The following is a 14,481-nucleotide window of genomic DNA, read 5'->3' on the forward strand; positions in this document are numbered from 1 at the left end:
CGCAAAACCCAATCCAGTGGTTATGGGTCCCGGATCTGCGCTCCGCTTCGCTGCGCTTGTCCGGGACGACGGGTATGTTTGCGGCGCAGATTGCGCTTCCACCGACGCGCGTTACGATGCCTCCCAATCAAGAACCATTGGGAGCACGCCCATGAGCTCGTTGTCCGGGAAGCAAGGTCCGCGCTACCGCCACCTCGCCGATCAATCCGAGCCCTATGAGACCATCGGCGTCGAGAAGCTGACGCCGATCATCGGCGCGGAGATCTCCGGCGTCGATATCGGCAAGCTCGTCTCCGACGATGCGCGCTCCAACCGCCAGATGGACGAGATCCATCGCGCACTCGCCGAAAACCTCGTCATCTTCTTCCGCGACCAGCATATCAGCCCCGACCAGCATCTCGCTTTCGGCCGCAAGTTCGGCGAGCTGCATGTGCATCCGGCTGCGCCCAACGAGGGCGATCCGGCCCTGATGAAGATCTATGCCGACAAGGATTCCCCGCGCGCCAATGGCGAAGGCTGGCACACCGACGTGTCCTGCGATCTCGAGCCGCCGATGGGCTCGATCCTCTATATCAAGCAGTGCCCGCCACGCGGCGGCGACACGCTGTTCGCCAACATGTACGCCGCCTATGAAGCGCTGTCGGACCGCATGAAGGCCTATCTCGACGGGCTGACCGCGCTGCATGACGGCGAGCAGACTTATCGTGGGCTGTATGCAAACTATGGCGTCGCCGACAAACGGGAGTATCCGCGCGCCGAGCATCCGATCGTGCGCACCCATCCGGTGACCGGGAAAAAGTCGCTCTACGTCAACCGCGGCTTCACCCGCTTCATCGTCGGCATTCCCCGCGACGAGAGCGATGCCATGCTGGCCTATCTCTACCAGCATGCCGAGAACCCACTGTTCCAGTGCCGCTTCCGCTGGACCGAGAACGCGATCGCGTTCTGGGACAACCGCTGCGCCCAGCACCGCGCGATGTGGGATTACTGGCCGCACACCCGCTCCGGCACCCGGGTCACCGTGAAGGGTGAACGGCCGGTCTGAGTGCGCGGCTGAGCGCGATGCTTCAGCTCGGCCCAAAGCTTCAACCCAGTCCAAAGCTGCGCGGTGAGCAGGGGTAACCCTTGCGGGTCATAGTATCCGCGAGCCGGTGAGCCCTATGATGCCGCGTCAGAAATGGGCGTTATCACCATGCGACAGGTGATACTGGACGCGCGGAGCGCATGCTTGCGCGTCAAATCAGGTCAAGTGCCGTTCCCCGCGAGGACGATACGTCCTGCGGCTCCCCTGTGGTTCGCAGCGACCCTTGTGATGATGTGTCTCTTGGATGCATCGGGTTCCGGCGGCGCAGCGCGCGCACAGTCCAATGCCATCACCGGCGATTCCCAGCAGCTTGCACAAGCCAAGACCGGCCCTGCGGGCGACGCCGCGCCAGCCAAGGAGCAGCCGCAAAGCGCGGAGGCGCTTGCCCGCGAACTCGCGACGGCGCGGCAAGATATTCAACTGCTGCAGGATCTGCTGACCAAGGAACGCGAAAATTCGGTCCGGGTCGAGAATGCGTTGCAGAGCGAAGCCGAAAAACTGAAGAAGTCGCTGAAGGACGTGCCGCAAGGCAGCACGGCGGAGTTGCAGCGGTCGTTGCGGGATGAGCGTGGACGAACCGCGCAGCTGGAACAGGACCTGGCGGTGGCTCGTCTCGACGTCGACAAACTGGCCGCACTGCTGGTCAAGGCCAACGACGAGACGGCGAAGCTGAAGCAGGTTTCGCAAGACGGCAAGACGGACTTGCGCAAGCCCCTGGAGCAAGAACAGGAGCGGACCGCGAAACTGGAGAAGGACCTTGCGGCGGCGCGTCGCGACGTGGAAACGCAGACAGCGCTGGCGGCCAAGGCCGGCGACGAGGCGGCGAAGCTGAAGCAGGCTTCGCAGAGCGGCGCAGCCGGCTTGCAGAAGTCGCTCGACCAGGAGCACGAGCGGGCCGCGAAACTGGAGAAGGACCTCGCGACGGCGCGTCGCGACGTGGAAACGCAGACAGCGCTGGCGGCCAAGGCCGGCGACGAGGCGGCGAAGCTGAAGGCGGCTTCGCAAAGCGGCGCCGCGGACTCGCAGAAGTCGCTGGCGCAGGAGCATGAACGGGCCGCGAAGCTGGAGAAGGACCTCGCCGCCGCGCGTCGTGACGTGGAGACGCAAACCGCGCTGGCGGCCAAGGCCGGCGATGAGGCGGCGAAGCTGAAGGCCGCCTCGCAAAGCAGCACAGCGGACTCGCAAAAGTCGCTGGCGCAGGAGCATGAACGGGCCGCGAAGCTGGAGAAGGACCTCGCAGCGGCGCGTCGCGAGGTGGAGACGCAAACCGCGCTGGCGGCCAAGGCAGGCGATGAGGCGACGAAGCTGAAGGAGGCCTCGCAGAGCGGCGCAGCGGATCTGAAGAAGTCGTTGGCGCAAGAGCACGAGTGGGCCGCGCGGTTGGAGAAGGAGCTTGCGGCGGCGCGTCGTGACCTGACGACTCAGGCCGCGCAGGCCGCCAAGGCAAGCGATGAGGCGGCGAAGCTGAAGCAGGCCTCGCAAAGCGGTGACGCCGACCGGCAGAAGTCGCTGGAGCAGGAGCACGCACGGGCCGCGCGGCTGGAGCTGGACCTTGCGGCGGCGCGTCGTGACGTGGAAGCGCAATCCGCGCAGGCGGCCAAGGCGAGTGACGAACTGGCCAAGGCGAAGCAGGCGACGGAAACCGGCGCTGCGGACCTGCGCCGATCGATGCAGAAGGAGCGCGAGCGGGCCGATGCGCTGGCGCAGGATCTCGCGACGGCGCGTAGCAAGGTCTACGCCTATGAGGCCCAGGCGGCCAAAGCCAGCGACGAGGCGGCACAGCACAAGCAGGCGGTGTCAAGCGATGCCGCCGAATTGCGAAAATCGCTCGACCGAGAGCGGCAGCGGGCTGAACAATTGTCGCGCGATCTCACGGCGAAAGGCCGCGAGCTCGATGTGCAGGCGGCGCGGGTAACCGAAGCCAACGCGCAGGCCGCCGGGATGAAGCAGGCTGCCGAGCAGGCCGCGGCCGAGCAGCGCAACCTGCTGCAGCGGGAGCATGGCAAGGCCGAGCAATTGGAGCGGGATCTTGCGTCGGCACGCCGCGATATTGCTGCGTTCGCGGCAAAAGCGCCGCCCGTCGCGCCTGAGGTGGTCGCCACCGGCAGCACTGGCCGGTCGACGTCGGCGGCGTCGGCGAGCGCACCGGCGCGGCCAATCGACGATCGATCCGCTACGCCCCAAGCGGCGAGCAACACTGTGGTCCCTCCTGACGACGGAGCGCAGGAGGCGAGACTGATGGCACGGGCGCGCTTGCTGCTGGAACAGGGCGACATCGGTGGTGCGCGGATCGTGTTGGAACGCGTCGCCGAGACCGGCAGCGCCCAGGCAAGCTTCGCGCTCGCGGAAACCTACGATCCGCAGACCCTCTCGAACTGGGGCACGTTGGGCACGCGTGGCGACGCGGCCAAGGCACGTGACCTCTACGCGAAGGCCGAGGCGGGTGGAATCAAGGAAGCAAAGGCGCGAGTCGAGGCGCTGCGTTGATCAAACGATCGTCGCGGCACGGACGAACGCGCTGATGCGAACATCTTGCAAAGGAGTTGGCCGATGAAAGGGTCTGTTGGATTACGCCCGCTGTTCCTGCTTGCGGCCCTGGTGTCGTTGCTGCCAGTGCTACATCCTGCGGCGGATGCGCGGCCGCAACATGGTCAGCCCCACAAGGCGCACCTGATCCGGGCTGAATCGCCGCAGCCGAGGCCGGAAGCTCTGGCCATCAATGCCTGGACCGTGGGTCTCGCCGGCGGCCTGCTCGAGGGCGCGCCGATCCGCCTCGCCGCTGAGATGGCCCGCGTGGTCGATGACGGCGACAATCTGCACGTTCTGCCCGTGGTGACGCGTGGGCCCGTGGAGAATCTGAACTCGCTGCTGTATCTGCGCGGCATCGACGCGGCGATTATCAATTCCGATGCACTGGAGGAATACAAGAGCCAGGTGCCGGACATCCAGCGGCGGATCGCCTACGTCCTGAATCTGTTTCCGTCCGAGCTGCATGTCTTCGTTCGGCCGGAAATCAAGAGCCTGAGCGATCTCGCCGGCAAGAAGGTGAACTTCAACAGCCAGGGGACCGCCGCGGCCTATTCGGGTCCGCTGATCTTCAGCCGCCTCGGCATCGAGGTCGAGAAGACGTTCATTCCGCACCAGGTCGCGCTCGAGCAGATGCGCAAAGGCGAGATGGCGGCCGTCGTGTTCATCACCTCAAAGCCGGTCGATGCATTCGTGAAGGGACGATTTGAAGCCGGCTTCAAGTTCCTGCCGGTCCCGTATGACAGCAAGTTCGAGGACTATTATCTGCCGGCGGCTCTCGATGCCGCCGATTACCCGAACCTGATCAAGCAGGGTGATCGCGTCGCCACGATATCCGTACCGACCGTGTTGGTTGCCTTCAATTGGCCGGCCAACAGCAACCGCTTCGAGCGCGTTGCACGGTTTGTCGACCACCTGTTCTCGCGTATCGACAAGCTGCAGGGACCGGGCTTCGACCCGAAGTGGAAATCGATCAACCTCGGAGCGACGGTGCCGGGTCTGCCGCGCTTCCCCGCCGCGCAGGCCTGGCTCGATCGCCAGGCGCACACGACACGGGCATCGCAATGAACAGACTTGCCGCCCCGCTGGTTGCTGCAATCGCCGTCATCGACGGCATTGCCCTGGCGCAAAGGGTGGAAGATCCCATGGCGCAGCTTCGGGCCTGCTCGCAGCTGGGGCACGACGCGCGTCTGGAGTGTCTCGACAAGCTGTCGCACGCCCCCGCACCAGCCCGCCGCGACGCGTCGAAAGCCGACAATTGGGTGATCAGCGAGACGATGTCTCCCGTCGACTATTCACCGATCGCCACGGCGACGACACTGGCGGGTGTTGGTTCGGCGGAATCGTCGATGAAGCTGTCGATCCGGTGCCGCAGCGGGCGGACAGAACTGTCCTTTGCGGGACCCGCGATCTCGGGCCGCAGCGACGGCTATGCGATTTCGTATCGCATCAATGACGGCAAGCCGGCGCAGGCTGCGGCAACCGCGCCGGCGTCCGGCTCCGGCGTCGCGGTCGCGGGCGATGTTGTCCGTCTGGTGCAATCGCTTCCCGATGGCGCGGTCCTTGTCGTCCACCTCGCAGCCGGTGCCGGGCCTGCCCATGACGCAACCTTCTCGCTCGCGGGATTGGACGCGATGCGGGCGCGGATGGCCACGATCTGCAAATGGCCGCTCGCGGTTGCAAGGCCCGGAAACTGAAAAGTGTGTTCGCCGATTTTTTCGAGATGGAGATATCTGATGTTCAGTTTTGAATCTGCCCTGAAATTTGTTGCGATGATTGCCGCCGCTGTGCTGGCTTCCACGTCATTGGCGGCGGCCCAGCAAGGTGGCAAATACTGGGTGCCGAACGGGCAGTCCGCAGCGTACCAGGCGAGCGACGCTCGGAAGTCCGAAAAGCCGCGAGGCACGGCCGAAACACGCAAGCGCGCCGCATATGCGCGCATGCACGATCCGGCGGCGCCGAAGGGGAAGGAGCATCACCTGATCCTGCAGGTGAACAGCAATGATCCCGCCGCCATGAACCTCACGCTCAACAACGCGACGAACGTGGCCGAATATTACAAGGGCCTTGGCGAGAAGGTGAAGATCGAGGTGGTGACGTTCGGCCCTGGCCTGCACATGCTCCGCGAGGACACCTCGCCGGTGAAGGCGCGCATCGAGGAAATGGCCCTCAGTACGCCCGAGGTGTCGTTCAAGGCTTGCGGCAACACCCAGGAGAAGATGCAGAAGGCCGAGAACAAGTCGATCCCGATCATCAAGCAGGCGGAAGTCGTGAAGTCGGGCGTCGTGCGCGTGATGGAACTGCAGGAGAAGGGGTGGGCCTATGTGAAGCCGTGAGCTGCAGCGCCAGCTTGCGTTGAAGACCCCTAAGCGGGCGCGGACCGGAAATCGGCGCAAATCCGCCAGTTCGGCGGGCGGCGCTGCCCGGCCGCGTCGGCAATCGCATTGACGCCGCGCATTGGCTCCGCCAAGCTCCGGGAAAATCAAAAACAACCCCGGGGAAACGCCATGCTCCGCGCCGAAGACAACAAGTTCCTCACCGAGTCGAATGCGGGAACGGGGATGGGCGAGTTGCTGCGCCGGTTCTGGATTCCGGTGCTGCTCTCGGAAGAACTGCCGGAGCCGGACAGCGATCCGAAGAAGATCGTCGTGATGGGCGAGGAGCTGCTCGCCTTCCGCGACAGCAGAGGCGTCGTCGGAATCATCGATCAATACTGCCCGCATCGCGGCGCCAATCTCTGGCTCGGCCGCAACGAGGAATGCGGCATCCGCTGCGTCTATCACGGCTGGAAGTTCGACACCGACGGCCGCTGCGTCGACATGCCGACGTCCTATCCGGACCTCAACGCCAAGGACCTGATCCGCATCAAGTCCTATCCAGTGCGCGAGTGGGGCGAGATGATCTGGGCCTATATGGGCCCGGCCGATCAGATGCCCGAATTGCCGGCGCTGGAGATGGCGCTGCTGCCGGCCTCGCATCGCTTCGTCACCAAGAAATGGCAGGACTGCAACTGGGTGCAGGCGGTCGAAGGCTCGATCGACACCGCGCATTTCACCTTCGCGCATCTCTCCTTCGAGAAGGAGGAGAACGAGATCCTCGACATCAAGAAGCATTTCGTGAATCCGCTGACGCGGGTCGCGACCGACCACATGCGCTGGATCGCCGAGGACCCGCGCCCGGTAATCAAGATCAATCCGCATGAGGCGGGGCTGACGGTGGCGGGTGGACGGCTCACCGGCAGCGACAATATCTACTGGCGCATCGCCCAGTTCCTGATGCCGTTCCACAGTTACGCGCCGAGCTCGATGCCGGGCGAGAACATGTTCGGCCAGACCTTCGTGCCGGTCACCGACACCAATTGCTGGATCTACACCTATGCGTGGAATCCCGACCGTCCGCTGACCGAGGCCGAGCGCGAGGGCTACGCCAACGGCAACGGCGTGATGGCCGTCGTCGACGAGAATTACGTGCCGCTGCGCAACAAGGCAAACGACTATCTGATCGACCGCAAGCTGCAGCGGACCAAGAGCTACACCGGCATCAAGGGTGTCTCCGAGCAGGACGCGGCGGTGCAGGACAGCCAGGGCCCGATCGCCGACCGCACCCGCGAGCATCTCGGCCCGACCGATCTCGGCATCCTGCATTTCCGCAAGCTGGTGTTGGAGGCGGCCCGCGCGCTGCAAAAGGGTGAGGCGCCGCCGCATGCGGCGCATCAGGATCGCTACACCGTGCGCTCCGGCGCTTGCGTCACCAGCAAGACCAAGGACCTGACCGCGGTCATGATCGAACGCTTCGGCGATCCCTCAGGCTTCGTCGGCGGTCCCGGGCAGAATGCGGCTGCGGAATAGGGCACACCGTCGTCCCGGCCGAGTGCGCAATTGCGCACTCGGCCGGGACGACGTGGGGAGGGGTAACGCGCGCTACAACGGAATCCCGCGATACTCGCGGTTCGACAGGCTGGCTTCCTCCAGGTCGAGGTCGCGCTCGATCCGGCGCCGCGTCTCGTCGGTGATCTTGCCGTCGCGCAGCAGCATGTGGATGAACTTGCGCTCGGAGGAAATCAGCTCCCGGGTCAGCGCGGTGCCGGCCGCGGAGACGTCGTGCTTTTCGGGGTCGAGCGTATCGGGCAGCTGGTTGAAGCGGATCTCATGCCGCGAACGCAAGAGCTTGATCACCTCGTCGGAGAGCTCGCGGTCGTCGGTGATGGCATCGAGCGATTTCAGCGCGGCGTTCAGCGCCTCGCGCCGGGCCGCGATCTCCTGCTCGTGCTCGGCGATGTGCTCGCTGCGGCCGTCCTGGGCGAGGCCGAGCCAGCGCACGACAGGCGGCAGTCCGAGACCGAGCCCGACCAGCGTCACGAAGATCACGCCGAAGGCGACGAACAGGATCAGGTCGCGATACGGAAAGGCGTCGCTATTCGGCAGCGTCAGCGGCAGCGCCAGTGCCGCGGCGAGCGAGACCGCGCCGCGCACGCCGGTGAAGGCGACCACGAACACCGCCCGCCACGACGGCAGCGGATCGCGGTCGCGCACCCGCTTGCTGATCCAGCGCGGCAGATAGGTGCCGGGAAACACCCAGAGGAAACGCGCGACGATCACGATCACGGCGACCAGCGCGGTGGCGGTCAGGATGTCGTGCAGCGGAAACGCCTTCGACTTCTCGACCAGCGAGCGCATCTGGAAGCCGGTCAGGAGGAACAGCAGGCCCTCGATCAGGTAGATGATCAAATCCCAGAAGAAGATGCCCTGCAGGCGGGTTGCGGCCGAGATCAGCAGCGGTCCGTTCCAGCTCATATAGAGCCCGCAGGCAACCGTCGCGATCACGCCGCTGCCGCCGAAATGCTCGGGAATCCAGTAGGCGAGATAGGGCGTGATCAGCGACAGCGTGATCTCGACCTGCGGATCCCGGGCGCGGCGGCGGGCGCGCAGGCTGAGCCAGCCGATCGCGGTGCCGAACGCGATCTCGCCGGCGACGATCACGAAAAAGGTGCCGGTCGCCTTCGGCAGCGAGAACAGCCCGGTGGTGATCGCGGCCAGCGCGAAGCGGTAGAGGATCAGCGCGGTCGCGTCGTTGGCGAGCCCTTCGCCCTCGAGCACCACCAGGACGCGGCGGGGCAGGCCGAGCTTGCGCGCGATCGCGAGCGGCGCCACCACGTCGGGCGGCGCCACGATCGCGCCGAGCAGGAAGCCGATGCTCCAGGGCAGGCCGATCAGATAATGGGTCGCGGCCGCGACCATGAAGGCGGTGAAGATCACGCAGCCGACCGAGAGCAGGATGATCGGCCGCAGATTGGCCTTGAACTCGCGCCAGCTCATCGCGACGCTTGCCGAATAGATCAGCGGCGGCAGCACCACCAGCAGCACCAGTTCAGGCGGCAGTTCCAGCGACGGCATGCCCGGCACGAAGGCGAGCACGATGCCGACCAGCAGCAGCAGGATCGCCGGCGCGATATCGGTCCGGCGTGCCACCAGCGCGGTTCCCGCCAGCACGCCGAGCAACGTGAGAAAGATCTGAAACTTGGCTTCCATAATGGGCTCAATTCGCCCGGAAACCAGCGCCAGTCAATGCGGTCCGGCCGGAGCCGGACCGCGTGTCACAAAGCCGTCGTGGGGATGCGGTTGGCCGCCCGGTCAATCCTTGAGGTCGTAGCGGTAGGACTTCGAGACGATCTGCCAGCCATCGGCGAGCTTCATCGCCACCAGATAGTCGGTGAAATAGCGCGGCGGCAGCTGGCAGCGCACTTTGATGAAGGCGGTGTTGTCGTCGGAGCGGTCAATGGTGACGATGAAGTCCTCGCGCGGCTTGCCTTCCGCCTTCGCCGACGTGCGCTTGCGCACCAAAGCGAGCCAATCAGGAACAGTCAGGACCTTGAGCTCGCCCTTCTCCACCCAGCGCAGATCGGCGCTCGGATGAAAGGCTTCGGCGAGCTTGTCGGCATTGCTTTCGTAGAGGCCGTCGAAATAGGTTTGCACGACGCTTTCGACGCTGGATCGATCATGGCTCATTGGTTGGTCCTCCCGGCAGGATTTGACTGCTAGGATTTAGGCATGATCCGCCGGATAGCGCCATGGCCGGCGATAAAATTCCGTGTGAGAGGTAAGTTGTGACTGCATCCGAAAATTCCAACGCAAATTCGCATGCAAACTCAGACGATCGCATCCTGACCGGCGAGTGCTACTGCCGCGACGTGCGCTACGAGGTCGTCGACGCGTTTGCGTATGCGCTGAATTGTCACTGCTCGAATTGCCGGCGCACCACCGGATCGGCGTTCAAGCCGTTCGCAGGCATCGCGCGCGAGAAATTCGCCGTCGTCAGCGGCGCCGACGCTCTCCTGATCTACGGCGATGCCGTGACCCACGACGCGCATTGCGGCCGCTGCGGGTCGCTGCTCTATTCGCAGGTCCGCGACGGCGCCTATGTCCATGTCACGATGGGCACGCTGCGCGAAGCGCCGGCGATCCGACCGAGCGCGCATATCTTCGTCGGCTCCAAGGCGCCGTGGTACGAGATTTCGGACGAGCTGCCGCAATATCAGGGGCACGTGACGCAAAGCGGGGAATAAACCCGCTCAAGGCAAGTTCTTGCTTTGAACCGGGTCTGCTTGTGCTGCAGTGGTCTCGGACGGCCCCAGCGAGAAGGCGAGCACGACGTCGTCGGCGCGCTGCTTGAATTCCTTGCCGACCGCGGTGCGCGCGGCGTCGGCCAGTTCCTGCAACGGCTTGTCTTGCAGCAGGCTCGGGAAGGTCACGGTAACCGATGTGAGCCGGCCATTGTGCCAGTTGAACCCGACTGCCGGTTTGACCCCGACCATCGCAATCAGATCGTTCTCCACGGCCTTGGCGTGCTTGAAGCCGTCGAACACGGCGTCGACCAGGCCGCAGCCCGCGGCGCAACCAGCCAGCAGCGCGAGGGCGAGGAGGTTTCGGGTCAAGCGGCCGGTCGCGCCGGATCGGGCGGATGGAACCGGTGCGCTTGTGCACTGCATGACGTCCTCCGGATGCTTGTTCTGGTTGCCCCGATCGTGCACGAAATGCCCGGCCCAGCCAATTGCGAACCGGCGCTCGCTTCCGCTGACTAATAATGAGGGCGGCATGGTCCCGCGGGCGCGGATCGTGAGCCGCCTCACAAAGCCCGGCGCCGCTTTCTGGTAGTTGGGGCTGCGTGTTAGGACATGCCGGATATTGGAAGTCGGGTCCTGGAAGTGTCGCCATGATTGGGTCTGGGCTGTTGAAATTGAATCGATTGCTGTTCGCTGCCGCAGGTCTTCTGCTCCTGATCTGCCAGCCGGCCTTCGCCGAGAAGCGCGTCGCGCTGGTGCTCGGCAACTCCGCCTATCGGAACACCGCGCCGCTGGCCAACCCGGTCAATGATGCATCGGTGATGGCCTCGACACTGAAGAATGCCGGCTTCGACGTGGTCGATTTCCGCAAGGATCTGCCGGCCGTCGAGACCCGCCGCGCGTTGCGCGAATTCGCCGACCTCGCCCGCGATGCCGATATCGCGTTGGTCTATTACGCTGGCCATGGCATCGAGGTGGACGGCGCCAATTATCTGATCCCGGTCGATGCGAAGCTGGAGCGCGACACCGACGTCTATGACGAGGCGCTCTCGCTCGACCGCATCCTGGTCGCGATCGAGCCGGCCCGGAAGCTGCGGCTGGTGATCCTCGATGCCTGCCGCGACAACCCGTTTGCCAAGACCATGAAGCGGACGCTGGCGACCCGGGCGATCGGGCAGGGGCTCGCCAAGGTCGAGCCGACCAGCCCGAACGTGCTGATCGCCTATTCGGCGAAGGCGGGCTCGACTGCGGCCGACGGCGACGGCAAGAACAGCCCGTTCACGATCGCGCTGTCGAAGTTTCTGCCGACCCCCGGTCTCGATGTCCGCCGCGCCTTCGGCTATGTCCGCGACGAGGTGCTGAAGACCACCAACAACCGCCAGGAACCGTTCGTCTATGGCTCGCTCGGTGGCGAGGACGTGCCGCTGGTGCCGGCACCGCAGAAGCCCGCGCCTACTGCTGCTGCCGCGCCGGCGGCGCCTGCGCCGTCGCCGCAATCCGAGGCGCGTCGCGATTACGAGCTGGCGCTTCAGATCGGCAACAGGAACGCGATGAACGCGTTCCTCGCCCAATATCCGAGCGGCTACTATGCCAACCTCGCGCGGTTGCAACTCGACAAGTTCACCGCCGAGGATGCGCGCATTGCGGCCACCGAGAAGGCGCGTCAGGCCGAGCAGGAGCGCGCGCGGCTCGCCGCCGAGGGCGCGCAGAAGACGCAGCAGGCCAAGGCGGAGGCCGACGCCAAGGCGGCCGAAGCGGCGCGTCTTGCGGCCGAGAAGGCCAAGCAGGTCGCGCAGGAACAGGCCGCAGCGGCCGAGCAGAAGCGGCAAGCCGATGTGGCGCTCGCCGATCGAACCGCGGCAGACAAGACGGCCACCGATCAGGCGGCAGCGCAAGCCGCCGCATCGCCAACTCCGGCGTCGCCCGAGAAGACCACGACCGTGGCGGCGCTGGCGACCGGGTCGCCCGAGGCCGATGTCGTCAAATCGGTGCAGACCGAGTTGCGCCGGGTCGGCTGCCTGACCGGCGCCGTCGACGGCGACTGGAATGCGGCCTCGCAGCGCTCGCTGACGCTGTTCAACCGCTATGCCGGCACCAAGCTCGAGATCAAGACCGCGAGCGTCGACACGCTAGACGCGATCAAGCTGAAGCAGGCGCGTGTCTGCCCGCTGGTCTGCGAGCGCGGCTACAAGGCTGACGGCGATCGCTGCAGCAGGATCGTCTGCGCCGAGGGCTCGTTCCTCAACGACGACAATGAATGCGAGAAGCGGCGCGAGCGGAAGCCGGTCGCCAAGCGCGACAGCGACGAACGTTCGTCGCGCCGCGAGCGCGAACGCGCGTTCCATCCGCAGCGCGATCAGGGCGAACCGCAGCTCCCATCAGCGGCAATTCCGCGCCCGCAGAAGCGGGCAAGGGCTGAAGGCGGCGGTGGCAGCGGTCAGATCATGTGCGATGCCTATCTGTGCCGTCCGGTCCGGCACGGCTGCCATCTCGAATATCGCGGCGGCGGCGGCCCCGGCGGCAATGTCGGCAACGTCGAGGTCTGCAACTAGCCAAATCGCGTTCGCTGCGAAAGGAGCCGTGAACTCCCTCTCCCGCAAGCGGGAGAGGTGCAGCGAGCATGCCGCTCCAACTAAATCGCGCTCGCCGCGATGTTCACCATCAAAGCCAGCAGCGCAGTGTTGAACACGAACGAGATGATGCCGTGCACGGTCGCGGTGCGGCGGATGATCTTGTCGGTGATCCCGACGTCGGAGACCTGCGCGGTCATGCCGATCACGAACGAGAAATAGACGAAGTCCCAGTAATCGGCGTCGGCATGCGCATCGCCGCTCGGAAACTGCAAACCGCCGGGCGTCTTGCCGCGATAGAACTCATGAGCGTAGTGCAGCGCGAACGCGGTGTGCACCGCGGTCCATGACAGCGTGATGGTGACGATCGCCACCGCCAGTCCGGCCGGGCTGCCCTTGGATGCGCCGAGTTCGAACACGATGGCCAAGAGGCTCGCCAGCGCGCCGAACGCAGTCAGCAGCAGGATCAGGAAACGGCCATCGTCCTGCAGGATGGCGCTGCGCTTGATATGGGCGACGCCACAGCGCAGCATCATCACATAGGCGAGCACGAGATAGAGCGCGGCGAAGGCGTCCCAGCCGGCGAGCAGGCGCGTGACGAGGCGCGTCGCGCCGGGGATCAACAGCGCGACGGTGATGCCGACCGCGAGCGAGACGAAGGTCCGCGGCCGGCCCACCACGACGCGGACCGGCATCGGCAGTTTGCGGAAACGAACAAGGCGGTCGTCGAACTCCTTGTTCATTTCACGCCGCTTCCAGCTAGTTCTTGCGCTCGGCGACGAAGCGCGCTGCTGCACGAAGCACCTCGCCGCGGTCGTCGAACACCGACAATGCGGCATCGGCGCGCGCCAGGAGGTCGCGCACGCGCTGCTTGGCGCCATCGATGCCGAGCTGGGTGACGAAGGTGGTCTTGCCGAGCGCGGCGTCCGCGCCGGCCGGCTTGCCGAGTGCGGCGGCATCGCCCTCGACGTCGAGCAGATCGTCGGCGATCTGGAAGGCCTCGCCGAGCGCTTTGCCGTAATCGTCGAGCGCCTGGTACTCCTTCTCGGACGCCTGGCCGAGGATCGCGCCGGCGATGCAGCCGAAACGCAGCAGCGCGCCGGTCTTCATCTGCTGCAGGCGCGCGACGTCGACCGGCTCACGGTCGCCGAAGCGGCCTTCCCCGGCGAGGTCGAGGATCTGGCCGCCGGCCATGCCGCCGACGCCGGACGCACGCGCCAGCGCGCGGGTCAGCAGCAGGCGGACTTGCGCGTCCTTGTGGATCGCATCGCGGGTGATGATGTCGAAGGCGATCGTGAGCAGCGCGTCGCCGGCGAGGATTGCGGTGGCGTCGTCATAGGCCTTGTGCAGGGTCGGGCGGCCGCGGCGCAGATCGGAATTGTCCATCGCCGGCAGATCGTCATGGATCAGCGAGTAGCAGTGGATGCATTCGAGCGCGGCGCCGACCAGTAGCGCGGATTCGCGCGGAATGCCGAACACCGCGGCGCTCTCGACCGCGAGGAACGGCCGCAACCGCTTGCCGCCGCCGAGGCTCGAATAGCGCATCGCCTCGATCAGCCGCTTCGGCCGCACGATCTCGTCGCTTTCGGTCGCATCCGACAGCAGCTTCGCGAGCAGGGCTTCGGTATCCTCCGCGGTCTGGTCCAGCCGCTTGGAAAACTCTGCAGTACCGGTCGTCATTAAGAATTGCTCCAGATCGATTTTCGGCCGGACAATCGTTGATGACACCGGCTTCGTCAATT

13 protein-coding genes are annotated in these 14,481 nt (G+C 65.5%); 8 read left to right on the forward strand and 5 right to left on the reverse strand.

The genetic code is table 11. The features are described 5' to 3' along the window. Nucleotides 1–151 precede the first annotated feature (151 nt). The 6 genes from JQ616_RS30060 to JQ616_RS30085 all read left to right on the forward strand — a co-directional run bounded on the left by JQ616_RS30060 (nucleotide 152) and on the right by JQ616_RS30085 (nucleotide 7,458). Nucleotides 152–1,045: a TauD/TfdA dioxygenase family protein gene (locus JQ616_RS30060; RefSeq protein WP_212020964.1), complete on the forward strand. Its 894-nt coding sequence runs from the start codon at nucleotides 152–154 to the stop codon at nucleotides 1,043–1,045. Nucleotides 1,046–1,324: 279 nt separating this feature from the next. After that, nucleotides 1,325–3,571, forward strand: coding sequence for a hypothetical protein (locus tag JQ616_RS30065; RefSeq protein WP_212020965.1), 2,247 nt, complete (start codon nucleotides 1,325–1,327; stop codon nucleotides 3,569–3,571). Between the two features lie 63 nt (nucleotides 3,572–3,634). Continuing rightward, nucleotides 3,635–4,678: a TAXI family TRAP transporter solute-binding subunit gene (locus JQ616_RS30070; protein WP_212020966.1), complete on the forward strand. Its 1,044-nt coding sequence runs from the start codon at nucleotides 3,635–3,637 to the stop codon at nucleotides 4,676–4,678. Continuing rightward, entirely contained in the window at nucleotides 4,675–5,307 is a 633-nt protein-coding gene (locus tag JQ616_RS30075) for a hypothetical protein (RefSeq protein WP_212020968.1), read from the forward strand. Before JQ616_RS30070 ends, JQ616_RS30075 begins: the two co-directional genes overlap by 4 nt. A gap of 39 nt (nucleotides 5,308–5,346) precedes the next feature. Further along, entirely contained in the window at nucleotides 5,347–5,946 is a 600-nt protein-coding gene (locus tag JQ616_RS30080; protein ID WP_212020970.1) for a DsrE family protein, read from the forward strand. A gap of 171 nt (nucleotides 5,947–6,117) precedes the next feature. After that, complete coding sequence (locus JQ616_RS30085; RefSeq protein WP_212020972.1) at nucleotides 6,118–7,458, forward strand: Rieske 2Fe-2S domain-containing protein; 1,341 nt, start codon at nucleotides 6,118–6,120, stop codon at nucleotides 7,456–7,458. Nucleotides 7,459–7,530: 72 nt separating this feature from the next. Here the strand turns inward: JQ616_RS30085 and JQ616_RS30090 are convergent, their stop codons facing one another. Continuing rightward, the gene (locus tag JQ616_RS30090) at nucleotides 7,531–9,138 is read right to left on the reverse strand and encodes a Na+/H+ antiporter (RefSeq protein WP_212020974.1); all 1,608 of its coding nucleotides are present in this window, start codon (nucleotides 9,136–9,138) and stop codon (nucleotides 7,531–7,533) included. A gap of 102 nt (nucleotides 9,139–9,240) precedes the next feature. Next, nucleotides 9,241–9,615 carry a nuclear transport factor 2 family protein gene (locus JQ616_RS30095; RefSeq protein WP_212020976.1) on the reverse strand — a complete coding sequence of 125 codons (375 nt, stop codon included), beginning with the start codon at nucleotides 9,613–9,615 and terminating at the stop codon, nucleotides 9,241–9,243. A 98-nt stretch (nucleotides 9,616–9,713) separates the two neighbouring features. Here JQ616_RS30095 and JQ616_RS30100 point away from each other — a divergent pair, with 98 nt between their 5' ends. Continuing rightward, entirely contained in the window at nucleotides 9,714–10,172 is a 459-nt protein-coding gene (locus tag JQ616_RS30100) for a GFA family protein (protein WP_212020978.1), read from the forward strand. Nucleotides 10,173–10,178: 6 nt separating this feature from the next. Here JQ616_RS30100 and JQ616_RS39485 read toward each other — a convergent pair whose 3' ends face one another. Beyond that, nucleotides 10,179–10,736, reverse strand: a complete 558-nt coding sequence (locus JQ616_RS39485) for a hypothetical protein (RefSeq protein ID WP_249137469.1) — start codon at nucleotides 10,734–10,736, stop codon at nucleotides 10,179–10,181. 83 nt (nucleotides 10,737–10,819) lie between these two features. Between JQ616_RS39485 and JQ616_RS30110 the strand changes: the two genes are divergently transcribed. Next, the gene (locus JQ616_RS30110) at nucleotides 10,820–12,721 is read left to right on the forward strand and encodes a caspase family protein (protein ID WP_212020980.1); all 1,902 of its coding nucleotides are present in this window, start codon (nucleotides 10,820–10,822) and stop codon (nucleotides 12,719–12,721) included. A gap of 80 nt (nucleotides 12,722–12,801) precedes the next feature. Here the strand turns inward: JQ616_RS30110 and JQ616_RS30115 are convergent, their stop codons facing one another. Together JQ616_RS30115 and JQ616_RS30120 are read right to left on the reverse strand one after the other, a co-directional pair. Further along, nucleotides 12,802–13,482, reverse strand: coding sequence for a DUF1345 domain-containing protein (locus JQ616_RS30115; protein WP_212020988.1), 681 nt, complete (start codon nucleotides 13,480–13,482; stop codon nucleotides 12,802–12,804). Between the two features lie 16 nt (nucleotides 13,483–13,498). Next, entirely contained in the window at nucleotides 13,499–14,419 is a 921-nt protein-coding gene (locus JQ616_RS30120; RefSeq protein ID WP_212020990.1) for a polyprenyl synthetase family protein, read from the reverse strand. Between the last annotated feature and the right edge of the window lie 62 nt (nucleotides 14,420–14,481).

It is taken from the genome of Bradyrhizobium tropiciagri (genome assembly GCF_018130545.1).
GTDB classification, from domain to species: domain Bacteria; phylum Pseudomonadota; class Alphaproteobacteria; order Rhizobiales; family Xanthobacteraceae; genus Bradyrhizobium; species Bradyrhizobium tropiciagri_A.

Excerpts from the sequence above, each read along its gene's own strand:
- JQ616_RS30090 (WP_212020974.1), bottom strand. The coding sequence starts at position 9,138 with ATGGAAGCCAAGTTTCAGATCTTTCTCACGTTGCTCGGCGTGCTGGCG.
- JQ616_RS30060 (WP_212020964.1), top strand. The coding sequence starts at position 152 with ATGAGCTCGTTGTCCGGGAAGCAAGGTCCGCGCTACCGCCACCTCGCC.
- JQ616_RS30095 (WP_212020976.1), bottom strand. The coding sequence starts at position 9,615 with ATGAGCCATGATCGATCCAGCGTCGAAAGCGTCGTGCAAACCTATTTC.
- JQ616_RS30080 (WP_212020970.1), top strand. The coding sequence starts at position 5,347 with ATGTTCAGTTTTGAATCTGCCCTGAAATTTGTTGCGATGATTGCCGCC.
- JQ616_RS30115 (WP_212020988.1), bottom strand. The coding sequence starts at position 13,482 with ATGAACAAGGAGTTCGACGACCGCCTTGTTCGTTTCCGCAAACTGCCG.
- JQ616_RS30110 (WP_212020980.1), top strand. The coding sequence starts at position 10,820 with ATGATTGGGTCTGGGCTGTTGAAATTGAATCGATTGCTGTTCGCTGCC.
- JQ616_RS30085 (WP_212020972.1), top strand. The coding sequence starts at position 6,118 with ATGCTCCGCGCCGAAGACAACAAGTTCCTCACCGAGTCGAATGCGGGA.
- JQ616_RS30120 (WP_212020990.1), bottom strand. The coding sequence starts at position 14,419 with ATGACGACCGGTACTGCAGAGTTTTCCAAGCGGCTGGACCAGACCGCG.
- JQ616_RS30070 (WP_212020966.1), top strand. The coding sequence starts at position 3,635 with ATGAAAGGGTCTGTTGGATTACGCCCGCTGTTCCTGCTTGCGGCCCTG.
- JQ616_RS30075 (WP_212020968.1), top strand. The coding sequence starts at position 4,675 with ATGAACAGACTTGCCGCCCCGCTGGTTGCTGCAATCGCCGTCATCGAC.